This is a genomic window from Rhizobium sp. CG4 (genome assembly GCF_023701965.1).
Lineage (GTDB): Bacteria > Pseudomonadota > Alphaproteobacteria > Rhizobiales > Rhizobiaceae > Agrobacterium.
This window is the reverse complement of the sequence record NZ_JABAEG010000003.1, coordinates 282,553-306,536: the sequence shown is the minus strand read 5'-3', so window position 1 is coordinate 306,536 and position 23,984 is coordinate 282,553. Positions and strand designations below refer to the sequence as shown.

Here is a 23,984-nt window from a genome sequence, read left to right as displayed (position 1 = left end):
GTTGCGTTACCTGCGGCGGATTGTCACATAGTCTGCGCACAGCCGTCAAATGAAGATTGCAGGAAGGACTTGCTCCAAGAGCCTTCTATGAGATAATGCACCCAGCCATGCCGTGGCTGTTGCGCTGCGGCGATCCCGCTGCACCGCGACAAAATACCTCATTACAATAATGACGTTTGGCAATTATTCGCGGTACAATTGAAACAGTACGAGTTTTAAGAACGTGCCCACGATCAAGAAATTTTCTTCTGCCTTCATGGCATTTTCGTCGTTGCTGCTGCTCAGCGGCTGCGATCTCGTGGTTATGAACCCTTCCGGGGACATTGCCATCCAGCAACGTGATCTCATCATCACCTCAACAGTGTTGATGCTGCTCATCATCGTTCCGGTTCTTGCATTGACGCTGTTCTTTGCGTGGAAGTACCGTGAATCGGCGAAGGCTGAAGATTACGATCCAGAGTGGCACCACTCCACGCGCCTTGAAATGGTGATCTGGTCTGCGCCCGTTGCCATCATTCTCATGTTGGGAACCGTGACGTGGATCGCAACCCACCGTCTGGATCCGTACCGCCCGATCGACCGCATTGATGCGGACCGTCCTGTGACAGCCGAAACCAAGACCCTGACGGTCGAGGTTGTGGCCATGGACTGGAAGTGGCTGTTCTTCTACCCGGAACTGGGCATTGGCAGCGTCAATGAATTTGCTGCTCCGATCGATGTTCCGATCAACTTCAAGATTACCGGCACCACGGCGATGAACTCGTTCTACGTGCCTGCACTGGCTGGCCAGATTTACGCCATGGGCGGCATGCAGACCAAGCTGCACGCAGTCATCAACAAGGAAGGCGTTTATGACGGCTTCTCGGCGAACTTCTCCGGCCCTGGCTTTTCGCACATGCGCTTCAAGTTCCACGGTCTGAGCAATGAAGGCTTCGACCAGTGGGTTGCCAAGGTCAAGGACGGCGGCAAGGGCTTTGGCCGTATGGAATACCTCGAATTCGCCAAACCGAGCGAGCGTAATCCTGTCGAGTATTTCGCCAGTGTCGACCCACAGCTGTATGACGCAATCCTCAACCGCTGCGTAGAGCCGAACAAGCTTTGCATGCGTGACATGATGCACATCGACGCCAATGGCGGCGGCGGCAAGGAAGGCATCGATATCGCCAAGGCGCTGAACTCCGTGATCTGCACCCCGCTTTCGCCTTACGGCATGGCATCCGGTTCGCAGTCCACGCCGGCGGCTATCGAAGGCCAGACATTCGTTCCTGCTGCTCTGCCTGACATCAAGGCTGCCCTGCCGGAAAGCAAACCGGTTGCCGGCTGACTGGCATCACTGACTTTCAACGGCGCGGAACCCCCGCGCCGACATTTGTTTTGAATCGCAAGAGGCTAAAATGGTCGTCAATTCCGATCAAACGTCCTTCCTTTTCGGGAAGCTGACGTGGGAGTCCATCCCGCTCCACGAGCCAATTCTCGTTGTAACTTTCGCGGCTGTTGCCCTCGGTGGCGCGGCACTTCTCGGTATTCTCACCTATTTCCGCGTTTGGGGCTACCTGTGGAAAGAATGGTTTACCAGTATCGATCACAAGAAGATCGGTATCATGTACATCATTCTGGCCCTCGTGATGCTGCTGCGCGGCTTTGCCGACGCCATCATGATGCGCATCCAGCAGGCCATCGCTTCAGGCGGATCCGAAGGTTATCTCAACCCGCACCACTATGACCAGATCTTCACGGCACACGGCGTGATCATGATCTTGTTCGTGGCAATGCCGATGATTACAGGTCTGATGAACTTCGTCATTCCCTTGCAAATCGGTGCGCGTGACGTTTCTTTCCCCTTCCTCAACAACTTCTCGTTCTGGATGACGACAGCTGGCGCTATCATCACCATGATCTCGTTGTTCATCGGTGAATATGCACAGACAGGCTGGCTGGCCTATCCGCCGCTTTCCGGCATTGAGGGCAGTCCCGGCGTTGGCGTGGATTATTACATCTGGGGTCTACAGATCGCCGGTGTGGGAACGACGCTGTCAGGTATCAACCTGATCGTCACCATCATCAAGATGCGCGCACCGGGCATGACCATGATGCGCCTGCCGATCTTCGTCTGGACATCGCTGTGTTCCAACATCCTGATCGTGGCCTCGTTCCCGATCCTGACCGGAACGATCGCCCTGCTGACGCTTGACCGTTACGTTGGTACGAACTTCTTCACCAACGATCTCGGCGGAAACCCGATGATGTACGTCAACCTCATCTGGATCTGGGGCCACCCGGAAGTCTACATTCTGATCCTGCCTGCCTTCGGCGTTTTCTCCGAAATCGTCTCGACCTTCTCGCGCAAGCGTCTCTTTGGTTACGCTTCGATGGTTTACGCGTCGGTGGTGATCACCATTCTGGCCTATATCGTTTGGCTGCACCACTTCTTCACCATGGGATCCGGCGCCAGCGTCAATGCCTTCTTCGGCATAACGACGATGATTATCTCCATCCCCACGGGTGCCAAGATCTTCAACTGGCTGTTCACCATGTATAAGGGCCGCATCAATTTCGATGTTCCCATGCTGTGGACCATCGGTTTCATGATCACCTTCGTCATCGGCGGCATGACCGGCGTTCTTCTTGCCGTTCCTCCAGCAGACTTCGTGCTGCACAACTCGCTGTTCCTGATCGCCCACTTCCACAACGTGATCATCGGCGGCGTGCTGTTCGGCGTTCTCGCCGGCATCGTCTACTGGTTCCCGAAGGCATTCGGTTACCGCCTTGATCCGTTTTGGGGCAAACTGTCTTTCTGGTTCTGGTTTGTCGGCTTCTACTTCGCCTTTATGCCGCTCTACGTTCTCGGCCTGATGGGCGTTACCCGCCGCCTCAGCCAGTTCGAAGACACGTCGCTGCAGATCTGGTTCATCATTGCCGCATTCGGTGCGTTCCTTATCGCACTCGGTATTGCATGCTTCCTGATCCAGCTCTTCGTAAGCTTCCTGAAGCGTGACCAGTTGCGCGACGTGACCGGCGACCCCTTCAACGGTCGTACGCTGGAATGGTCGACGTCTTCTCCGCCACCGGCCTATAACTTCGCTTTCACGCCTGTCGTGCATGAAGTCGATGCTTGGGCCGACATGAAGAAGCGCGGTGCAGAACGTCCTGTGGAAGGGTTCATTCCCATTCACATGCCGAAGAACACCGGTACGGGCGTCATTCTCAGCGCCATCAGCATTGCACTTGGCTTTGCTCTGGTGTGGCATATCTGGTGGTTGGCTGCGCTATCATTGCTTGCCATCATCGGCGTCTCCATCGCTCATACCTTCAACTACAATCGCGACTACTACATTCCGGCTTCGGACGTGACCAAAGTAGAAGCGGAGCGCACCAAGCTGCTCGCAGAACAGGCGTAACAGAATGGCCCAGACACACGCACCAACCGCCGATACAGGCGAAGCGCCGGTCTTTTACCTGAAGGAAGACCACCACCCGGAAAACGGCACATCGCTGGGTTTCTGGCTCTACCTGATGAGCGACTGCCTCATCTTCGCAACCCTGTTTGCAACCTATGCCGTGCTCGGCCGCAGTTATGCGGCCGGTCCTTCCGGTGCAGACCTTTTCGACCTCAAGCTGGTTGCCATCAACACGGCGTTCCTGCTTCTTTCCTCGATCACCTATGGCTTTGCCATGCTGGAATCGGAAAAGAAGAATATCAAGACGACGTTGATATGGCTCGGCATTACCGGCGTGTTCGGCCTCGCCTTCCTATGCGTTGAACTTTATGAGTTCTACCACCTGATCCACGAAGGTGCGACACCGCAGCGCTCCGCGTTCCTCTCGGCGTTCTTCGCGCTGGTTGGTACACACGGTCTGCACGTGACCTTCGGTATCATCTGGCTGGTCACACTGATGTTCCAGGTTGGCAAGCACGGCCTTATCCAGGCCAACAAGCGTCGTCTGATGTGCCTGTCGATGTTCTGGCACTTCCTTGACGTGGTCTGGATCGGCGTATTTTCCTTCGTATATCTGATGGGAGTTCTGTGATGGGTTCCGAAACACACGCACACCACGATGATCATGAACACGACCATCACGATGGCGCAGATCACGGCAGCTTCAAGTCCTATATGATCGGCTTCATCCTGTCGGTTCTTCTGACAGCTGTTCCGTTCTGGCTGGTTATGGGCGACGTTCTTGATAACAAGACCTTCACCGTTCTGCTGATCATGGGCCTCGGCGTCATCCAGATTTTCGTTCATATGATCTACTTCCTGCATATGAACACGAAGTCTGAAGGCGGCTGGACCTTCATGGCGCTGATTTTCACCGTTGTTGTGGTGATGATCACGCTGATCGGCTCGCTCTGGGTCATGTACAACATGAACAAGAACATGATGCCGACAATGACAATCGAGCAAATGCGAAACTTGCCCTGATCTTTCAGGGCAATGTCAGCGCCGTGCATTCACCCGAATGCACGGCGTTTTTCTTTCCGGCACGGACATTGAGTGCAGGGCCGGAACAGGCAGGAAAGATCCCCATGACCACCCCGACACCCCATTCCACGCCAGCTGCGCACCGTACCGGCCCTTCACGTCTGGCTATTGCCATTCTCTATACGCTGTCAGCCTGCCTGATCGCTGCACTGGTGACACTCGGTACATGGCAGGTGCAGCGGCTTGGCTGGAAGCTGGATCTGATTGAGCGCATCAATGCGCGTGTGCATGCCGAGCCTGTTGCACCACCCGCACGCGCTGAATGGACGGCTCTGAAGCCCGAAGATTATGAATATCGCCGCGTTCAGCTTTCTGGTGAGTTCCAGAATGACAAGGAAGCGGCTGTCTATACGGTTACCGATTATGGCCCAGGCTACTGGATCTTGACGCCACTGCGGCTCGAGGATGGCTCCACAGTCATCATCAACCGCGGTTTTGTGCCAACGGACAAACGCTTGGCCGAAACGCGCCAGCAGGGCCAGATAACCGGTTCTGCGACGGTGGTTGGCCTGATGCGTGCACCGGAACATGGCGGACTTTTCCTGCGCACGAATGATCCCGCGAATGCCCGCTGGTATTCGCGCAATATTGAAGAGATCGCTGCCGCGAATGGGCTGAGCGACACTGCGCCATTTTATGTTGATGCCGACGCCACCCCGAATGATGGCGGCGTGCCGATCGGCGGCCTGACACAGTTGAAATTTCCCAACAGCCACCTCTCCTACGCTATCACCTGGTATGTCCTTGCGCTGATGGTTGCGGTTGCAACATGGTATGTGCGCCGGAATATGAACACCCGCCGTAAGCCACCTGTGGAAGATTGAGAACGGAAAGCCCATATTTATCACGGGACTAGCGAAAACTTTGGCGGCTAATCAGCGATCATTTTTTTTAACCGTGAAATTCCTCAAAAAAAATGCTTTCAGGCGCTGGACATGGCCGAACAAGATGTTATAACCCCGCTCACTTTCGGGAGAGCAAAACTCTCGGTGACCTGAAAAGGTCGAGCCTCATACGAGGTAAAGTGCCCGAATAGCTCAGTTGGTAGAGCAGCGGATTGAAAATCCGCGTGTCCGTGGTTCAAATCCGCGTTCGGGCACCACTTCTTTTCCTTAATATCATTATCTTTTATCATCGTATGCCTCTTTAGGCTTGAAACGAGTTTGACAACTTTGGTTTTTCGTTTGTTCACTTCCGCCTCAAAATCCACCGCTACACTTTGTGCTTGCTTGGATCGATCGGCGCGGCGGGAATAGTGTTTTGCCATGGTTTCCATGGCGTTGCCGAGGGCGAGCGTAATAGCCCCAGGATCCTTGCCAATTCCGCGAGAATGGTTGCCACAGCGCACCGTAGACTTTTGAGCTTAAAGTTAAGCCTCGAGTTGCCGCAAAAGGCCATCAACAGGGTAAAATGACCAACCAGCTATATTGGCGACCCACTTTTGAAGACGAGCAGTTGCGCCGTATAAGTGACCGGAAACAAGGGAGCCACACCTCAACCGCCGCCGACTCAGCGGCGCCAATCCACGAGAATCGACTCAGACATCACAGCCGTTTGCAAGCAAAGAGCGAATTTGAGCGATTTTCCCTGTGGATTTTAAGGCCATCAAACCACAATATATAGTATTAACAATATCTTAACGCAAAGCTCGCAAGTAGCTGATTCAAAAGAAATTTTCAAAAATAGTAACTAGCTACTTCGTTGGTTTTACCGGGTTTTCTGCTTGTGGATCGAATGGCGACGAAGAAAGATCGCTTGACTGTTTCGCGGTATTTTCATTCTATCCGTGGTGCACACGCATAAGCGGTGCCGATAAAGAAAGCCGGGGTTTGCAGACCCCGGCTCTTATATCGAAACGCAAAGGCTAGGAAGACTTGCGGATCGCTATCGTTAACAAGGGCACACTACGCGCTGATACCGACCTGTCAAGTTTTCCTATCCATTTTCCAATGATAGGAACATGAATGTCACAGTCATATCAACTTACCGAAGCAGATGCGGCACAGATCTGGGTTCGCCACTGGAAAGGCGAATACCAACACGTGATTGCTGCCACTTTTGGCGTTAATCAAGGCCGAGTGAACGAGGTTCTTAAAGGACACCGACATCCTGGAAGCAAAGATATCGCTCGCCAGATCAACGACGCTAATTGAGGGAGGCGCTCCGTGTCAGTTTATATGGTGACGTATGACCTCAATGCGCCTGGTCAGGACTATAGTTCTCTCATCAAAGAAATCGAAAAGTACACCCATTGCAAAGCCCTCAAGTCTGCTTACTTCGTTGACAGCTCTGCATCTGCAGCAGCAATACGCGATCACTTGCACAATCATATTGACGGCTCCGATGTACTTTTTGTGATGGAACTCAAGAAACACTGGGCCGCAAACAGGAATACAACGGCGACAAATTGGCTCAAGGCCGATAACCGTACGTGGTCATAATCTAAGCGTTTGGCTCGCTAACGTCTCACGTTGGCGGGCCTTTTCGACAGAATTACACAATTGCCTCTCGGCAGCCGCAATATGTGCCGCGCGGCCTCATAAAGCTATCACCCAAGCAGAGCGACAGAGCCAATCATCGCAGATATACGAAACACGATGAAACTTGCCGAATGAGATACCGGCTTTGAAGCTGTATGTTAAGTTCGAATGAAGTCCTTGGCTTCCTCTAAAGGATGTAATCGATTGTTGGGTTCATAGCTTTCGCAATTACGATCGATCAACTTTTGCAAATCAAACACGGTTGCAATGTGACCGCATGCGCCACTTGATAGCGCCTGCAGCTTACTAAAGCTGCACAAACACAGATTTAAAAAGTTGATTGATATGATAAAAATGGTGCCGCTTACGTGACTCGAACACGTGACCCCGTCATTACGAATGACGTGCTCTACCAACTGAGCTAAAGCGGCACTTTCGTTATCCGTGAACGGATAAACATCATGCGGGGGCTGATACAGATAATGACGGTGGATTTCAAGTGCTGAAATAACCGCAGGTCAATTTTCCATTGTCATGCCACCGCCAATTTGAGCGACGCAAAGCCCCATTTGCGCAACGTCAAATTTGCCAGTCGGCAGCATGCCTTCGTCAATGTTGGGGCACATTCCGAGTGCATTTTTCGAGCACCATAAACCCCGTCAGAAGCGGCAAGATTTCATAGCGCCAGACGCTGACGTGCCTCGTGGTATTCAGCCTCCAGCCGGTCAACAAGGGCGGCAACACTGCCCACACCATCAATCGAACCAACGCCCTGCCCAGCACCCCAAATGTCTTTCCAGGCCTTGGCGCCGGTGACGGCAGCGCCAAAATCCATCTTGGAGGGATCGGCCGAGGGCAGATTGTCTGGATCAAGCCCGGCTGCCGTGATCGACGATTTGAGGTAGTTACCGTGAATGCCGGTAAAATAGTTCGAGTAGACAATATCACCGGCACGCGCCTCGACCAGCGCCTGCTTGTAGGCGTCCGTGGCGCGAGCCTCTTCTGTGGCGATGAATGGCGTGCCGATATAGGCCATATCTGCGCCCATGGCCTGCGCTGCCAGAATTCCGCCGCCTGTGGCAATCGCACCGGCCAACAGTAGTGGGCCATCAAACCAGCTGCGTATTTCCTGAACCAAGGCGAAGGGTGACAGCGTTCCCGCGTGACCACCGGCGCCGGTTGCCACGGCAATCAAGCCGTCCGCCCCCTTGCGAATGGCAGACTGCGCGTGGCGATTGTTGATAATGTCATGCAGGACAATGCCACCATAAGAATGAATGGCGGCATTGACCTCTGGAACCGCGCCCAGCGATGAAATCACCACCGGCACCTTATATTTCACACAGAGCCCAAGATCATGCTCAAGGCGCTTGTTGGACGTATGCACAATCTGGTTCACGGCAAATGGCGCGGCCGGGCGTTCCGGATGCGCCGCATTATGTGCAGCGAGTTCTTCTGTCAGCTGGGCCAGCCACTCATCCAGCTGGCTTTCCGGGCGGGCATTCAAAGCGGGAAACGCGCCAATGACACCGGCCTTGCATTGCGCCAGCGTCAACTGCGGGTGCGAAATAATGAACAGCGGCGATGCCACGACAGGCAGCCTCACATTGTTTTTCAGCACTTCTGGCAGCATTCGTTTCCTCCAACTTACGTTTACGCACACGTCAATAATATAAGAGTGAACGTGCCACACAAGTCAAAATCATTGATGGCTTAAGTGTTTTGCGCGACCATCCAAAGGCCAGAGTGCTTGTTTTCCCGGGATCAATGATGCATTTGATTAGCTTGAAGCTTGTGATTGCCAAAATCTGACGGTAGCGATTGCAAAAGAATCAACTGTGACGTCAAAAAAGGACCCTTTGTGAGCGGACTGGAAACGGCAATTCGCAATGCGCTTGAGAAATCGGACCGGGCAAATCCTGAGGTTCGCGCGCGCATTTACCAGTCATCACGTCAGGCCCTCGAAGCGGGCATGCGTAAGCAAGGCATAAATGACCCAGAGGTCATTGCCCAGCAACGACACCGTTTGGAAACACTGATCCGCGAGATAGAAACCCAGGAACGCGACAGGCTGCTCGACAAGATCGAGTCGCATATGGTCAGGCCCCCATCACCGGCTGCCCCTGCCGTCGCGCCAGCCGTCTCCGCGCAGAAAACCGCACCAACCTTCACGGAATCCGTTGAGCCAGAAATGCGCTCCGCTCCGGTGGATGATTATGACGAGGCACCTAGCCTTGATGATCACGACAGGCACTATCCGCAGCCTGAAGCGCCATCCCGCGATGTTTACGCAGCTGAACCAGCGCAACAGCGCACAGCGCCATCTGAAGGCGGCTCGCTGGCCTTCAAGCCAGAACGTGCAGTCCGCCCTAGAAAACGACGCGGCTTTTTTGCACGTCTTCTGCTGACCTCTGTTACCCTTGCCTTTATCGGCATGGGGGCATGGTGGGTGTATTCCTCCGGGCTGCTGCTCAGCGAAGCGGAGCGCGACACCAGCGTGCCGAACCCACCAGCGCAGGTCGAATCGGAAGATTTTCAGGGCAACGCCCCTACGCCTGCTTTTGATCCGGCACGTGGTTTTTCTGACGACTGGGTCGAAATCTACCATGCCGACAAGCGCGGACAGGGCATGAAGGCCGGGTCCAACGCCAGCATCGAGCAGATTGCTACGGCCGCAGGTGTAGCCAGCCGCATCACGTCCAGAACGCCGTCGGAACAGGGCAACATCAGCATTGAAGTGCCCGTCAATGTACTGCAGGAAATGGCTGGCAAATCCTCAACGATTGCGGTGACGCTGCAATCCTCGACCGATCGCCAGACGCAGGTAGCCATCAGCTGTGATTTCTCAAGCCTGGGTGATTGCTCACGCCACCGCTTCACGGCGACGCCTGAAAAGGCTGACCTGCTGTTCCGCGCAACGTTTGAACGGTCACTCGTGCCGAACTCTCCCGGCCAGTTGCTGATCAACAGCGATATCGATGGCAACGGCCTGCCGATCAATATTTATTCGGTGCGCATTCTGCCGGGCCAATAAGGCTTTTCCACATACTGAAAAGATTAGCTTTGACGTGAGGGGCGACTGCGCCTCTCTCAGCGAACGCAAAAACGCGTGATTTAACGCAATAAACCGAATTCCGGTTAAACGGAAAATCATAAGTTATTTTAAGTAGGTAAATGGTGCTGCTAGAGAGATTTGAACTCTCGGCCTCTCCCTTACCAAGGGAGTGCTCTACCCCTGAGCTATAGCAGCATCTGGTGTCTGACTTGGTCTCGACACTTCAAGCGTGGCGCCTATTGCCATAGGTTTTTCCCGAGCGCAAGCAGCAATTTGATAGTTATTCACATAGTGGTGCAAAAAATAGCCGGCTCTATGGATTTGAGGATTTTTCCGATAATGTCGAAACATGACTGAAGACACCACAAAACAAGGGCTCGAGCCCATTTCCTCCGCCGCTGATGACACAGCAGATACCCTTGAGCAAAAAATTGCGAAAAAGGGCGACCGCAAAGATCAGGTGAAAGAACGTGAGGAGCAGCGCAGGGCGCGGGCGGCACAAAAGCTGCGTGAGAACCTGCAACGGCGCAAACATCAGGCCCGGGCACGACGTTCCGGTGCAGAAGATGAAACAATCGGTTTGCCTGCCGCAAAAACGGACGAATCGTGCTGACAAGAAATCTGACTGCCAAAATTGCAACGCTGCAGGATTTCGTCTAAGGACACCAATCCTTCACAAAGGCACGAGAAAGGCGGGCGCAAAGCCCGTAGGGACGTATGGATCGCATCAAAGTAACCGGCGGCAACAAACTTAACGGCATTATCCCGATTTCGGGTGCCAAGAATGCTGCCCTGCCGTTAATGATCGCCTCGCTGCTTACCAGTGATACCCTGACACTTGAGAACGTGCCGCATCTGGCCGACGTGGAGCAGTTGATCCGCATTCTCGGCAACCATGGCGTTGATATTTCCGTCAATGGCCGCCGCGAAAGCCAGGGTGAATCCTACTCGCGTACCGTTCACTTCACCTGCCGCACCGTTGTCGACACGACAGCACCTTACGAACTGGTTTCCAAGATGCGCGCCAGCTTCTGGGTTATTGGCCCGTTGCTTGCCCGTGAAGGCAGAGCCCGTGTTTCGCTTCCCGGCGGCTGTGCCATCGGCACACGCCCGGTCGATCTGTTCATTGACGGCCTAGAAGCGCTCGGTGCAACGATGGAAATCGATGGCGGCTACATCACTGCCACTGCCCCCAAGGGTGGTCTAGTTGGCAACAGCTACACTTTCCCGAAGGTTTCGGTCGGTGCCACGCATGTCATGCTGATGGCGGCCACACTCGCCAAGGGTACGACAGTTATTCACAACGCGGCCAAGGAGCCGGAAGTTGTTGATCTCGCCAAGTGCCTGACCGCCATGGGCGCAAAAATTGAAGGCGCCGGCACATCCACAATTACCATTGAAGGCGTGACGTCGCTTTCCGGTGCGCGCCACCGCGTGCTGCCAGACCGCATTGAAACCGGCACTTATGCCATGGCGGTGGCCATGACCGGTGGTGACGTTGTGCTGGAAGGCACCACTGCTGCCCTGCTGGACACAGCCCTTGAGACCATTCGCCGCTCTGGCGCCACCATTACCGAGACCGAAAGCGGTCTGCGTGTGGTGCGCAACGGCAATGGCATTCAGCCGGTTGATATTGTCACCGAACCTTTCCCCGGTTTCCCGACCGACCTGCAGGCACAGTTCATGGCGCTGATGACCCGCTCGCAGGGCGTGGCCCATGTGACGGAAACCATTTTCGAAAACCGGTTCATGCATGTGCAGGAACTGGCGCGGCTTGGCGCAAAGATCACCCTCTCCGGCCAGACGGCCCGCATTGAGGGCACCGAGCGCCTGCGTGGCGCACCAGTCATGGCAACAGACCTTCGCGCCTCTGTTTCGCTTGTCATTGCCGGTCTCGCAGCCGAAGGTGAGACAATCGTTTCCCGCGTCTACCACCTTGACCGTGGTTTCGAGCGGCTTGAAGAAAAGCTGACCCGTTGCGGCGCGCTTGTCGAGCGCATCAGCGATTAATAACAGGCCGTATTTTCGGCAAAGCATGTGTTGCGCAGCTTCATTCCCCCGTTGCGCAACGCCACCTGATTTCCTATCTCCTTGATAAAGCATTTCCTGTTTACACCGAGCCACCAGTGCGGCAGCACTGGGCTCGGCAGGATGTGCGCTCAAACAGGTGCGGCGCGGCACAGAGGCGCTATGCCACAAGGAATAGAACAATGGCTGATCTTAAACTTCTGGCACTCGACGGCGAGGATCTCGCGGTTATCTCCACCCATATGCAAGACAGTGTCTTCAAGCTGGCGGATGCATCCTATGATGCTAAGCGGGGCCAATTTGCGCTTTCCGTCAACCGCTTTGTGTGGGAAACGGCGACCGTTAAAAACAGGCCTTTTGAGCGCAGCCGCGCTGTTCTCGTTTTAAAACGCGTTCAAGCCGTGCGATCTCACGACATCGATCGCAGCAACAAGGATCAGGTTCATTCGCTGCTGGCCATTCGTTTCACCGCAAAGGGAGATGGTCCAGACGGGACGATCGAGTTGACGCTGTCCGGTGGCGGTGCAATCGCGCTTGATGTGGAGTGCATTGAAGCACAACTGGCTGATGCCAGCGGTTCCTGGGAAACTGCATCAATGCCCCAGCACGTAGACGAGTAACAGCTGGGCGAATAACACTCCAGATGTTGCACAAAACATCCGTTTCGATCTATGCCACAGCCCTGAAATCGCTATACACTTACTGCGATATGCAATACCCCGCCAATCGATGTGGCGGGGCATGAGAGGGTTATACGACGTGGCAATCTGGCTGGAGCAGACATCCGAGACGTTTGAAAAGACTTTTGCGGATTTCCTGACAACCAAACGTGAAGTTTCCGAAGATGTGAACGCAACCGTCCATGCCATCATTGATGATGTCAGGAAACGGGGTGATGCAGCGCTGGCGGAATATTCGCTGCGGTTTGATGGGCTCGACTTCTCCAAGGTGCCGATGCGCGTCACCAAACAGGAAATTGCCGCCGCAATCGATTTGGTCGATCCGGCCGTTGTCGATGCCTTGAAGCTGGCTGCAAAACGCATTGAAAAGCACCATGCCCGCCAGATGCCAAAAGATGATATCTACGAAGACGATATCGGCGTTGGTCTTGGGTCCCGCTGGACAGCCATCGAAGCGGTTGGACTTTACGTGCCCGGCGGTACGGCAAGTTATCCAAGCTCGGTGCTGATGAATGCCGTTCCGGCCAAGGTGGCTGGCGTAGAGCGCATCGTCATGGTTGTGCCTGCCAATGGCGGCAGCATCAATCCTGCAGTTCTCGCTGCAGCGCATATTGCTGGCGTTGAAGAAATCTACCGCATTGGCGGTGCTCAGGCCGTGGCGGCCCTTGCCTACGGCACGGAAAGCATTGCCCCGGTTGCCAAGATCGTTGGCCCTGGCAACGCCTATGTAGCTGCTGCCAAGCGCCAGGTATTCGGCACGGTCGGCATCGACATGATTGCAGGCCCCTCCGAGGTTCTTGTTATTGCCGACAAGGACAACAACCCGGACTGGCTGGCCGCCGACCTGCTGGCGCAAGCCGAACATGACCGTGGTGCACAATCCATTCTAATCACCGACGACGCGGAACTCGGTCATGCGGTTGAAGCGGCTGTCGAGCGCCAGTTGAAATTGTTGTCGCGTGCAGAAACGGCAACGGCAAGCTGGGCCGATTTTGGCGCCATCATCATCGTTCCGGATCTAGCAGCCTCCGTTCCGCTGGCAAACCGCATTGCCGCCGAACATTTGGAACTTGCCGTGGAAGATCCTGACGCCCTGATCAGTAAGGTCAGAAACGCCGGAGCGATCTTTGTTGGTCGCCATACGCCTGAAGTGATCGGCGATTATGTCGGTGGTTCGAACCACGTTCTGCCGACCGCGCGCTCGGCACGTTTTTCGTCCGGCCTTTCGGTTCTCGACTTCGTCAAGCGCACCTCTATTCTGCGGCTTGGCGCCGAACAATTGCGACAGCTGGCACCTGCTGCCATTACCCTCGCCCATTCCGAGGGACTGGATGCGCATGCCAAGTCAGTTGCCATACGCCTCAATCCTGAAGGGTGATGAATGGCCACAGGCGCTTTCAGGCTTTGCGACGTTATTCTGGATGAGAGCATTGGCCGCTCTACGCCGGATGTCGAGCATGAACGCGCCGTTGCCATTTTTGACCTGATCGAGGAAAACAGCTTCGAGCCGCTTGGCCATGCTGGCGGCCCTTACCGGCTGTATATTTCGCTGGTGGAGGCCAAGCTGGTCTTTTCCATCAAAAGCGAAGACGACAAGGATGTGGCAACACATATTCTTTCGCTGACGCCGTTTCGCCGGATCATCAAAGATTACTTCATGATCTGCGAAAGCTATTATGAAGCCATCCGGTCTGCGACCCCAAGCCAGATCGAAGCGATAGACATGGGGCGGCGCGGTATCCACAATGACGGCTCACAAACCCTGATGGACCGCCTGTCCGGCAAGATTAGAGTTGATTTCGATACGGCACGTCGCCTGTTCACCCTTGTCTGCGTTCTCTACTGGCGGGGCTAGGTCGGGCGATGAGCGATCCTTCAGTCAGCCACACAGAGCCCAAAGCACCGCGCGCCATTCTATTTATGTGCGGTATGAATTCCATCCGCTCCCCCATGGCCGAGGTCATTGCCAAACAGCTGATTGTGCCGGGCATCTATATTCAATCGGCCGGTGTACGCTCAGGCGAGCGCGATCCCTTCGTCGATGCGGTGCTGGATGAGGTTGGTCTGACGCTTGGCAAACACAAACCGAGAACACTTGAAGAAATCGAGGATGATTTTTTCGATCTTATCATTACATTAACACCGGAAGCCCATCACTCCGCACTGGAATTGACCCGCTCCAATTCGCTCGATGTGGTCTACTGGCCGACCATGGATCCGACCGTCGTAACCGGCACACGCGAGCAGATTCTCGATGCATATCGTGACGTGCGGGATTACCTGACACGCATGATTACAGAGCGATTACCCACCCGTGGAAAACCGTTCTCAGAGACGGTTTGAAACAATTGAAGATTTCGTGAACTGCAAGGTTCACAAATGGGTGGCGATTGTGTAGTTTCCGCCCAATTTTCCCGGACTTATCTGTCCGGTATAGATAGAACAGAAAGAAAACCTCCACATGACAAAAGAAGAAGTCCTCGAATTTCCGGGTGTCGTCACCGAACTCCTGCCTAATGCGACCTTTCGCGTGAAGCTGGAAAACGAACATGAGATCATTGCCCACACCGCTGGTCGCATGCGCAAGAACCGTATTCGCGTTCTGGCTGGCGACAAGGTTCTGGTTGAAATGACACCATACGACCTGACCAAGGGCCGTATTACATACCGCTTCAAGTAAGACGACAAGGCTGGCGCATCGATCCGGACATATGAAGCGATTTTCGGAAACAGCGTTGCGCCGATAAAACAGGGTTGAGCGCCGCAAGCGCCCGACACTCGAGAAGCGGCTGGGGCATTCATGACGGCACTCACTCAAAAGCTGATACTGGCTTCCGGCTCTCCGCGCCGGCTGGATCTTCTTAACCAGATCGGAATCAAGCCTGCGCGTTTGATGCCGATGGACATTGATGAAACACCAGTACGTCTTGAGCATCCCAGAACCCTGTGCCGCCGCCTGTCTCTTCAGAAGGCACAAGCCGCTTATGCTGCCGTCAAGGGTGAGTTGAGCTGGAGCGATGCCTATGTGCTTGGCTCGGACACTGTTGTCGCCGTTGGCCGTCGCATTGTCGGCAAGGCGGAATATGTCGAGGAAGCATCAGCTGCACTGCATCTTCTTTCCGGACGCAGCCACTGGGTTTATACCGGCATCTGCCTGGTGACGCCCGGCGGCAAGATCCGGCAGAAAATTGCTGAAACAAAGGTGCGTTTCAAGCGCCTTTCCAGCAGTGAAATCGACAATTACATTGCCTCGGGTCAATGGCGCGGCAAAGCCGGTGCCTACGGCATTCAGGGCATTGCTGGCTGTTTCGTCCAAAAATTGACCGGTTCCTATTCCAATGTCGTGGGACTGCCACTTTATGAAACAGCAACATTACTGGCTGGAGAAGGCTTTGATGTCGTATCCGGCTGGGCGGAAGGCTGAGACGGATGACGACGACAGGAAATGTAACGCCCTTGCGCAAAACACAGCCGTGCCCGGAATGCGGGCATCCATCTACGCGGGATAATTATCCTTTCTGTTCGGATCGCTGCCGGTCTCTTGACCTCTCACGCTGGCTTAAGGGCTCCTATGCCATTCCGGTGGCAGAGGATGAAAGCAAAGCCTTCGCCGAACGTCAGGGTGACGAATAAGACAAAGCGTTTCCGGGGGCAGTTCGGATGGATAATCATCCTCTCAAACGAAAAAGCCGAACGCTTCCAATCCTGATTTCCGTTGCATTGGCCTGTGCCGCGATTGGCACGCCGTTACTGTTGGCCAATGACAAACGGCACCTGCGCGCCCTGCTCGACTACTTCCATATTGACTGGCTGCACCCAAAACCTCCTGTCGAAGTTGCACCGGACCAAAAGACAGAACGACCACAGGCCTCACAACTACCGCCGATCCCGGCGCGGTTAGTGCTGCACACCCTCAACGATCTGCCTTCGGCTTTTGTGCGCCAGTTCCGTATTCCAGGCCAGAGCCTGTGCGATGTCTTTGCGCAAAGCGGTTTTATCATTGCCGGTAGCGGCTGGCAGGCCAGCCCCTATGACGCCAATACCTTCGAATGCCTTGCGGAAGAAATGCATGAGGCAACCGATGGCACCACCGACTTTGCCTCGTTTTTTCTGGACATAAAGGGTGCGGCTGACGGACGGGTGACGTCACTGCGCATGAAAATTGCCAGCCCTGCGACTGATGAAGGCAAACGCATGCGTGAGCAGCTGGACAAGGCTTTGACGCTTGCTGCCCAGCAACTGCGCTGGACAGACCTGCCCCAGACCATTCCCGCAGAAGACTATGATACCGACCATTTTGGCATGCGCGTTTCCATCAAACGGGAATTCAGCAATCAGGACCGCTACAATATTCTGATTGTGCCAACCGACCGGACGGCCGAGTTGAAGCGCACCCGCAACTTTTTTGATACGGCGCAATGGCTTGTCGCTGCGGCACCGGAACGTGACATGCCTTTCCGGCATCAACCCGCCCACAAGGCGGCACCGGGCTGACATTTACAGCCCGGCTGTTTCGGTCGATTTAACGATAGCCGGCGACCGCCAGCTTGCGCTGAATTCTGTCCAGATCGCCTGCACGCTGATCTTCCAAGGTTTCCTCCCAAGCCAGCGCTGTGCGGATGATCAGGTTCAGGTCATCGTAACGCGGCTGCCAACCGAGTTCAGTTTTGGCAACGGTTGAATCAGCCATCATGCTGGCCACATCACCTGGACGACGCTGGCAATAATTCACCTTGATCGTGCGGCCGTATTCCTGCTGGACCGCAGAAATAACGTCCATGACCGAATAGCCGTGGCCATAACCGCAATTGGCAACCAGGGGCTGGCCACCGGCGCGCAGATACTCCAGAGCGCGGATATGCGCATCGACCAGATCGTTGACATGAATATAGTCCCGCACACCCGTACCGTCATGCGTGTCATAGTCGACACCATAAACGTCGACATGGTCACGTCTGCCGGTTGCTGCCTCACAGGCAACCTTGATAAGGTGTGTCGCACCTTCGGCCGACAGGCCTGTACGTCCCTGAATGTCAGCGCCCGCCACGTTGAAGTAACGCAGCGCCACATAACGCAGATCATGGGCGGCAGCGGCATCGCGCAGCATGATTTCCGACATCAGCTTGGAAAGGCCATACGGGTTTTCAGGGCTCAAAATGGCGGTTTCTGCGACCGGGCCATTTGCATGCTGGTTGCCGTAGACAGCAGCCGTCGAAGAATAAACGATGTTCTTCACGCCATGCGCCAGCGCCGCGGACACCAACTTTCCGGTTTTGCTGGTGTTGTTCTCGTAATAATCGAGCGGGCTGGAAATAGAATCCGGTACAATCACCGATCCTGCAAAATGCATGACCGTATCGATGTCATTTTCAGAGAAGATCTGGTTCAGCAGTTCGCCATCGCCGACGTCGCCCAGGTAGAAACGAGCCTGCGGTGCGACAACCCAGCGAAAGCCGGTCGAAAGACGATCCAGAACGATGACGTCTTCGCCTGCATCCAGCAGTGCCCAGACCATATGGCTGCCGATATAACCAGCCCCACCCGTAACCAGAACAGACATTTATGTACTTCCCTGTTTCTTTTTGTTGGAAGCACAAAACCATTCAACTGTTCACTATTCATTACGTTACGGGTGCGCCGGCAGAAAACGGCAAGTAATTCAAAAAACGTTACTTACAAGCCGTTTTCAAAACCGATAAAATTTTATCTGATCTCCTATCGGCTCAAAATATAGGACGACAGGCGGTCTGCAGCGTCGCGAATGTGGTCAGGATTGCGCAGGAAGCAGGCGCGCAGGAACAGTTCTCCACCCTTGCCAAACGCGGTTCCCGGAGCAAGGCCGACACCTGTTTTATCGACGATATCAAACGCCGCTTCACGGCTGTTGGTGACACCGTCAATTTTCAGGAATGCGTAGAGGGCACCGTCCGGCTTCAGCGTTTCTACCCGGTTGGTAGCAATCAATGCGTCGCAGAGAATGTCACGCGACAGTCGGGCGCGCTCATAGTTCTGCTGCACGAAATCATCCCCTTCATTCAACGCGACTACCGCACCACGCTGCATGAATTGTGCCACGCCCGACGTAGAATATTGGATGAGGTTCTCAATCACTTGGCCGATCTCTGGTGGTGCCACCACCCAGCCAACGCGCCATCCGGTCATCGACCAGTTCTTGGAGAAGGAATTGGCGAAAACAATGCGATCACCTTCGTCCATCACATCAAAAAACGATGGAGCGCGACCCTCGCCATAATAATATTGGGCATAAATTTCGTCAGCAATGATCCACAGGCCATGTTTTCTTGCCAGCGCCAGAATATTGGTAAGGTCTTGATGGGTGGCGACCCATCCCGTCGGGTTGGATGGTGTGTTGATGAAGAGCGCTCGGGTTTTGGGTGTGATGGCGTCTGCAATTTTCTCGATGTCCAGCGACCACTTGCCATCGGCAAAATCGATGCCCACGCCAACGGCACTCGCGCCAGCAACACCGATGGCAGCGACGATATTCGGCCATGTCGGTGAGAGGTAGATCATCTCATCACCCGGTGATGTCAGAGCCTGCACGGCAAGCGCGATGGCCTGCATGCCCGAACCGGTGACCAGAAAACTGTCCTGCGGCAAGGAAACGGAGAAGTGGCGCTGGTAATAACGCGAAAGCGCATCGCGCAATTCCGGAATACCGCGCTGCCAGGTGTAGAAAGTTTCACCGGCATTTAATGCTGCTACGGTGGCGTTGCTGATGAAATCAGGTGTCGGCAGGTCGCCTTCGCCAGTCCACAAAGGCAACAGGCCTTCGCGGCCACGGGCATATTTGACGATTTCAATGATACCGCTGGCAGGCGCGGCGAGAGATCTGGCACTCAAGCTATTCAATAAAGACATAAAGGACACACTCCGTTTGTCCTTTATTACGCAATCACCCTGCCCTCTTCCATGGAAATTACGTGAAGATCATATCGCATTTTGTGATGGGTCGAGAACCGGCCAGCCCTGCAACTGCCCGGTTCAAAAATCGATGGACGCCTAGGCTGAAAAAGATCAGCGCGTTTTGAGAAGATCGCGGATTTCCGACAGCAGCTTGATGTCTTCCGGTGGTGGTGCCGGTACAGCTTCTTGCGCTGCTTCCTTACGTTCCACACTGGCGCGGATCTTGTTTACACCCTTGACCATCAGGAAGATGATCCAGGCAAGGATCAGGAAATTGATAGCGACGGTAAGGAAGCTACCATATGCGAAAACCGCACCCTGCTCACGAGCGGCCGCCAGCGATACTGCTGTTACATTTGAGCTAAGTGGCAAGAAGTAGTTCGAGAAATCAAAGCCACCGAAGATCGCGCCGACAATTGGCATGACGAGGTCGTTGACGACGGATTCAACGATCTTGTTGAAGGCCGCGCCGATGATAACGCCGACAGCAAGGTCCATGACGTTGCCTCTGGCGATAAAGGTTTTAAATTCATTGAGCATTCAAGATGTCCCCAGTTAGATCAGTCCAACAAACGCCAGACTGCTTCATAATAACATGCTAAACCAAAGTTTAAATGCTTCTCTATCTATGCGCGTGATTATCTAGCCAACGCCAAACCATTGACGACCAAAGAGTAATTTCCAACCCTGCGCATTTGTCCTATGGTTTGCCTCGGAGGATCATGAAAGCCTGTCATTTTTGCCGGGCGATGGAGGACATGTGCTTCCCGGGTGGATTATTTTAGTTGCGGCATTTGCCTATATTCTGCTGTTGTTTGTTGTCGCCAGTCTTGGTGACCGCAACAGCCGCAGGACAAGTGTTTCCAAACGCGGCCGCCCGATCGTCTATGCGCTCAGCCTGGCGATTTATTGCACGTCCTGGACGTATTTCGGTGGTGTTGGACTTGCAGCAACACACGGGCTGGAATTTCTAGCCATCTATATCGGTCCGGTGCTTGCCTTCACCATCGGCATGCCGGTTATCAGGCGTATCATTCAGTTGGCTAAGGCCGAGAAACTGACATCAGTCGCCGACTTTATCGCAGCGCGCTATGGCAAGAACTCAGCCGTCTCGATCATCGTCGCGTTGATCTCGCTGATCGGAGCTATTCCCTATATCGCACTGCAGCTGAAGGCAGTTTCCAACTCCGTTGCCGCCATGGTGAACCCGTCAGATTATGGCATTGGCAGCGGCAATCTCTATTTCCTTGACCTTGCTTTTATCGTCACCGTGTTGATGGCGGGTTTTGCTGTGATTTTTGGCACGCGCCATACCGATGCGACCGAACATCAGGACGGGCTTATTCTGGCCATCTCGATGGAGTCGCTCGTCAAGCTTTTGGCGATCTGCACGGCCGGCATCTACGTGATATTTTTCCTGTTTGACGGTCCTGTGCAGCTTTGGGAACTGACCCGGCAAAACGAGCAGGCCATGGCAGCGCTGACCTATCAGACGCCGATCAGCCGCTGGATCGTGCTGACCATGCTGTCATCCTTTGCGATCATCATGCTGCCGCGCCAGTTTCATGTCACAGTTGTCGAAAACCGTACCAGCGAAGAACTGCGCATGGCAGGCTTTCTGCTGCCGCTCTACCTCGTCGCCATCAATGTGTTTGTGCTACCCATCGCCATGGCGGGTGTGATCACACTCGGCAATACTGGCGAGGCAGACCTGTATGTGCTGCAACTGCCGCTGACTGGACAAATGCCTGTTGTCACGCTGATCACGTTCATCGGCGGGTTTTCGGCGGCCACCGCCATGGTCATCGTAGCGTCGGTCGCACTTTCCATCATGATTTCCAACGACATCGTGATGCCGATTTTCCTGCGCCACAAGCTGATGAGCCGCACCACGCATCGCGCCGATTTTGCCAAGACGCTGCTGAACATCCGCCGCACCGCGATTTTTGCCGTTCTATTGTTGGGATATGCCTATTACCGCGCTGCCGACAGCACCACCGGTCTCGCGTCGATCGGCCTTCTCGCCTTTGCAGCTATCGCGCAGATGGCGCCGTCGCTATTTGGTGGCCTGTTGTGGCGCAGAGCAAATGCGCGCGGTGCCATTGCCGGTCTGGTGTCAGGTTTTCTGGTCTGGGCCTACCTGCTGTTTTTGCCAAGCCTTGGCGGACCCGACTATTCACGGGTTGCGGCAAGCATTCTCGGTTTCGTTTTCCCTGGCCTGTCGCTGTTCAATCCGGAAAACCATGATCCGCTTGTCAACTCGGTTATCCTTAGCCTGGTCGTCAACAGTCTAGCCTTTATCCTGGGCTCACTGTCGCGCAATCCACGGCCGGTGGAGCGCATCCAATCCGGCATTTTCGTCAAACGTCACTCCCGATCGCAGTTTGCGACACGTGGCTGGAAAACACGGGTCAGTGTTGGCGACCTTAAAAGTGCAGTGGCCCGTTATCTCGGCGAAGAGCGCATGCAGCGTTCACTGGCCACCTATGAAAAAACCGCCGGGCGAAAGTTGGATGACGATCAGCCGGCCGATATGGCCCTTATCCATTTCTCCGAACAGTTGCTCGGAAGCGCCATCGGCTCGTCATCGGCACGGCTCGTGTTGTCATTGATCCTGCAAAAGGCGGAAGATACCAATGCCGATACGGCCTGGTTGCTCGATCAAGCAAGCGAAGCGCTGCAGTATAATCAGGACATGCTGCAAACCGCTCTTGCACAGATGGATCAGGGCATTGCGGTTTTTGACAGCTCGCACCAGCTGACCATCTGGAACAGGCGTTTCAGAACCCTGCTTGACCTGCCGGAACAGTTTGGCCGTGTCGGTCTGCCGCTTTCCGACATTGTCGCCATGTTGCAGGAACGAGGTGATGTAACGTCGCGGGATTCCGACCAACTCATCGGCAACTTCCTGACGCTCGACATGCCATTCGCGATAGTCCTGTCGCAGAGCCGGCGCATCATTGAAGTGCGCTCCAACGCGATGCCGGACACCGGCATTGTTGCGACCTTCACCGATATTACAGAACGGGTGGCTGTCGACCGCGCCTTGCAGCAGGCCAATGAGACACTCGAACAGAGGGTGGCGGAGCGCACCAGCGAGTTGACGCGGGTGAATTGTGAACTCGCCGAAGCACGCGCCCTTGCCGATGAAGCCAATATCGGCAAGACGCGGTTTTTTGCGGCAGCTGGCCACGACATTCTGCAACCACTCAACGCCGCGCGGCTTTATTCTTCGGCACTGGTTGAGCGGCTAGGCACGTCCGATGACAGCACACTGGTGCAGAACATCGATTCATCGCTCGAATCCGTGGAATCGATCCTCGGCGCAGTTCTCGACATTTCCCGCCTTGATACCGGCGCGATGAAGCCCCGCTTTGCGTCTGTGCCACTTAATGATCTGCTGCGGCGGATCGAAACGGACTTCGCACCGATTGCCCGCGAAAAAAATCTGAAGCTGGTTGTCATGCCGACCTCGCTTTCCGTGCGCTCCGACCCGAACCTGTTGCGTCGCTTGGTGCAAAACCTTGTCTCTAACGCCATCAAATATACGCTGTCGGGCAAAGTACTTGTCGGTGTGCGCCGTGACGGGAAGAATGTTGTGCTGCAGGTGATGGATTCCGGCATCGGCATTCCAGCCTCCAAGTTCCGCACTGTCTTTAAAGAGTTTGCGCGCCTTGAGGAAGGCGCCAGAACGGCAACTGGGCTCGGGTTGGGGCTTTCTATCGTGGATCGCATTTCTCGTGTGCTGAACCACCCTGTGCAGCTTTCTTCGACGCTCAGTAAAGGCACGACCTTCCGTATCAGCCTGCCTCGTGACAAGTCCGAAAATATCAGCGTCACAGCGCTACCAACCGGCAATGCCGGGGGCATGCACGAACCGCTGGCCGGTTTGCGGGTGCTGTGCATCGACAATGAGCCGAAAATCCTTGAGGGCATGGCGCTGCTGATCAGCGGCTGGGGCTGCGAGGTGCTAAAGGCCGATGCGATTGCCGCGCTTGATCTGTTGCCCGTGACATCACCACAGCCGCCAGACCTGATTATCGCCGATTATCATCTCGGCGATGGCAGTGGTGTTGGTGCCATCCTGCTTTTACGCGCACTCTATAAGGCGGACATCCCTGCGCTATTGATCACGGCCGATCGCACGCCAGAGGTGCGCAACGAGGCCGAAAAACACAACATCACCATTCAGCACAAGCCGGTGCGGCCTGCGGTGCTGCGCGCTTACATGACGCAGCTTTCAGCGCGTATTCGTGCAGCAGCAGAATAAGGTCCTGGAAATACCCTGCCAATGACAAATGCCCCGCAATTACGTGCGGGGCATTTGTCATTT

General features: G+C 54.7%; 23 protein-coding genes and 3 tRNA genes. 20 read left to right on the top strand and 6 right to left on the bottom strand.

Going from position 1 to position 23,984, the window contains the following annotated elements:
- Positions 1-256: 256 nt before the first annotated feature.
- The 8 genes from cyoA to HGO37_RS11680 all read left to right on the top strand — a co-directional run bounded on the left by cyoA (position 257) and on the right by HGO37_RS11680 (position 6,922).
- Positions 257-1,324: a ubiquinol oxidase subunit II gene (gene cyoA / locus HGO37_RS11715; RefSeq protein WP_192487819.1), complete on the top strand. Its 1,068-nt coding sequence runs from the start codon at positions 257-259 to the stop codon at positions 1,322-1,324.
- 70 nt (positions 1,325-1,394) lie between these two features.
- A complete protein-coding gene (gene cyoB / locus HGO37_RS11710; RefSeq protein ID WP_250983454.1) occupies positions 1,395-3,398 on the top strand; it encodes a cytochrome o ubiquinol oxidase subunit I in 2,004 nt (667 codons plus the stop codon).
- Between the two features lie 4 nt (positions 3,399-3,402).
- The gene (gene cyoC, locus HGO37_RS11705) at positions 3,403-4,029 is read left to right on the top strand and encodes a cytochrome o ubiquinol oxidase subunit III (RefSeq protein ID WP_250983453.1); all 627 of its coding nucleotides are present in this window, start codon (positions 3,403-3,405) and stop codon (positions 4,027-4,029) included.
- A complete protein-coding gene (cyoD, locus tag HGO37_RS11700) occupies positions 4,029-4,421 on the top strand; it encodes a cytochrome o ubiquinol oxidase subunit IV (protein ID WP_250983452.1) in 393 nt (130 codons plus the stop codon). Before cyoC ends, cyoD begins: the two co-directional genes overlap by 1 nt.
- A gap of 104 nt (positions 4,422-4,525) precedes the next feature.
- The gene (locus HGO37_RS11695; protein ID WP_250983451.1) at positions 4,526-5,305 is read left to right on the top strand and encodes an SURF1 family protein; all 780 of its coding nucleotides are present in this window, start codon (positions 4,526-4,528) and stop codon (positions 5,303-5,305) included.
- Between the two features lie 202 nt (positions 5,306-5,507).
- A tRNA-Phe gene (locus HGO37_RS11690) sits at positions 5,508-5,583 on the top strand.
- 862 nt (positions 5,584-6,445) lie between these two features.
- Positions 6,446-6,634 (top strand): hypothetical protein, encoded by a 189-nt coding sequence (locus HGO37_RS11685; protein WP_250983450.1) that lies wholly within the window; start codon positions 6,446-6,448, stop codon positions 6,632-6,634.
- Between the two features lie 12 nt (positions 6,635-6,646).
- Positions 6,647-6,922 carry a hypothetical protein gene (locus tag HGO37_RS11680; protein WP_250983449.1) on the top strand — a complete coding sequence of 92 codons (276 nt, stop codon included), beginning with the start codon at positions 6,647-6,649 and terminating at the stop codon, positions 6,920-6,922.
- Between the two features lie 394 nt (positions 6,923-7,316).
- Here HGO37_RS11680 and HGO37_RS11675 read toward each other — a convergent pair.
- A tRNA-Thr gene (locus HGO37_RS11675) sits at positions 7,317-7,392 on the bottom strand.
- A gap of 245 nt (positions 7,393-7,637) precedes the next feature.
- The gene (locus tag HGO37_RS11670) at positions 7,638-8,594 is read right to left on the bottom strand and encodes an NAD(P)H-dependent flavin oxidoreductase (protein WP_250983448.1); all 957 of its coding nucleotides are present in this window, start codon (positions 8,592-8,594) and stop codon (positions 7,638-7,640) included.
- A gap of 228 nt (positions 8,595-8,822) precedes the next feature.
- Between HGO37_RS11670 and HGO37_RS11665 the strand changes: the two genes are divergently transcribed.
- Positions 8,823-9,995 carry a hypothetical protein gene (locus tag HGO37_RS11665; protein ID WP_250983447.1) on the top strand — a complete coding sequence of 391 codons (1,173 nt, stop codon included), beginning with the start codon at positions 8,823-8,825 and terminating at the stop codon, positions 9,993-9,995.
- Between the two features lie 141 nt (positions 9,996-10,136).
- On the opposite strand, the gene HGO37_RS11660 is transcribed toward HGO37_RS11665, so the two are convergent.
- Positions 10,137-10,211, bottom strand: a tRNA-Thr gene (locus HGO37_RS11660).
- 154 nt (positions 10,212-10,365) lie between these two features.
- Between HGO37_RS11660 and HGO37_RS11655 the strand changes: the two genes are divergently transcribed.
- From HGO37_RS11655 to HGO37_RS11610, 10 genes are all read left to right on the top strand, one after another.
- Complete coding sequence (locus tag HGO37_RS11655) at positions 10,366-10,629, top strand: hypothetical protein (RefSeq protein WP_250983446.1); 264 nt, start codon at positions 10,366-10,368, stop codon at positions 10,627-10,629.
- Between the two features lie 104 nt (positions 10,630-10,733).
- The gene (gene murA / locus HGO37_RS11650) at positions 10,734-12,026 is read left to right on the top strand and encodes a UDP-N-acetylglucosamine 1-carboxyvinyltransferase (protein ID WP_192486840.1); all 1,293 of its coding nucleotides are present in this window, start codon (positions 10,734-10,736) and stop codon (positions 12,024-12,026) included.
- 200 nt (positions 12,027-12,226) lie between these two features.
- Positions 12,227-12,664, top strand: coding sequence for a DUF2948 family protein (locus HGO37_RS11645; RefSeq protein ID WP_250983445.1), 438 nt, complete (start codon positions 12,227-12,229; stop codon positions 12,662-12,664).
- Positions 12,665-12,803: 139 nt separating this feature from the next.
- Positions 12,804-14,102: a histidinol dehydrogenase gene (gene hisD, locus HGO37_RS11640; RefSeq protein ID WP_250983699.1), complete on the top strand. Its 1,299-nt coding sequence runs from the start codon at positions 12,804-12,806 to the stop codon at positions 14,100-14,102.
- A 3-nt stretch (positions 14,103-14,105) separates the two neighbouring features.
- Complete coding sequence (locus HGO37_RS11635; protein WP_250983444.1) at positions 14,106-14,579, top strand: UPF0262 family protein; 474 nt, start codon at positions 14,106-14,108, stop codon at positions 14,577-14,579.
- A gap of 8 nt (positions 14,580-14,587) precedes the next feature.
- Complete coding sequence (locus tag HGO37_RS11630; RefSeq protein ID WP_192486837.1) at positions 14,588-15,067, top strand: arsenate-mycothiol transferase ArsC; 480 nt, start codon at positions 14,588-14,590, stop codon at positions 15,065-15,067.
- Positions 15,068-15,185: 118 nt separating this feature from the next.
- On the top strand, positions 15,186-15,404 hold the full coding sequence (infA, locus tag HGO37_RS11625) for a translation initiation factor IF-1 (protein ID WP_027673809.1): 219 nt from the start codon (positions 15,186-15,188) through the stop codon (positions 15,402-15,404).
- A 120-nt stretch (positions 15,405-15,524) separates the two neighbouring features.
- Entirely contained in the window at positions 15,525-16,148 is a 624-nt protein-coding gene (locus tag HGO37_RS11620; protein WP_250983443.1) for a Maf-like protein, read from the top strand.
- Positions 16,149-16,153: 5 nt separating this feature from the next.
- On the top strand, positions 16,154-16,357 hold the full coding sequence (yacG, locus tag HGO37_RS11615; RefSeq protein WP_250983442.1) for a DNA gyrase inhibitor YacG: 204 nt from the start codon (positions 16,154-16,156) through the stop codon (positions 16,355-16,357).
- A 27-nt stretch (positions 16,358-16,384) separates the two neighbouring features.
- The gene (locus HGO37_RS11610; protein ID WP_250983441.1) at positions 16,385-17,218 is read left to right on the top strand and encodes a DUF6030 family protein; all 834 of its coding nucleotides are present in this window, start codon (positions 16,385-16,387) and stop codon (positions 17,216-17,218) included.
- A gap of 28 nt (positions 17,219-17,246) precedes the next feature.
- Here the strand turns inward: HGO37_RS11610 and galE are convergent, their stop codons facing one another.
- The 3 genes from galE to mscL form a co-directional block, all read right to left on the bottom strand.
- The gene (gene galE / locus HGO37_RS11605) at positions 17,247-18,284 is read right to left on the bottom strand and encodes a UDP-glucose 4-epimerase GalE (RefSeq protein WP_250983440.1); all 1,038 of its coding nucleotides are present in this window, start codon (positions 18,282-18,284) and stop codon (positions 17,247-17,249) included.
- Positions 18,285-18,439: 155 nt separating this feature from the next.
- Complete coding sequence (locus tag HGO37_RS11600) at positions 18,440-19,606, bottom strand: pyridoxal phosphate-dependent aminotransferase (protein ID WP_250983439.1); 1,167 nt, start codon at positions 19,604-19,606, stop codon at positions 18,440-18,442.
- Between the two features lie 156 nt (positions 19,607-19,762).
- Positions 19,763-20,191: a large conductance mechanosensitive channel protein MscL gene (mscL, locus tag HGO37_RS11595; protein WP_250983438.1), complete on the bottom strand. Its 429-nt coding sequence runs from the start codon at positions 20,189-20,191 to the stop codon at positions 19,763-19,765.
- Between the two features lie 220 nt (positions 20,192-20,411).
- Here mscL and HGO37_RS11590 point away from each other — a divergent pair, with 220 nt between their 5' ends.
- Positions 20,412-23,921 (top strand): PAS domain-containing hybrid sensor histidine kinase/response regulator, encoded by a 3,510-nt coding sequence (locus HGO37_RS11590; protein WP_250983437.1) that lies wholly within the window; start codon positions 20,412-20,414, stop codon positions 23,919-23,921.
- Positions 23,922-23,984 lie beyond the last annotated feature (63 nt).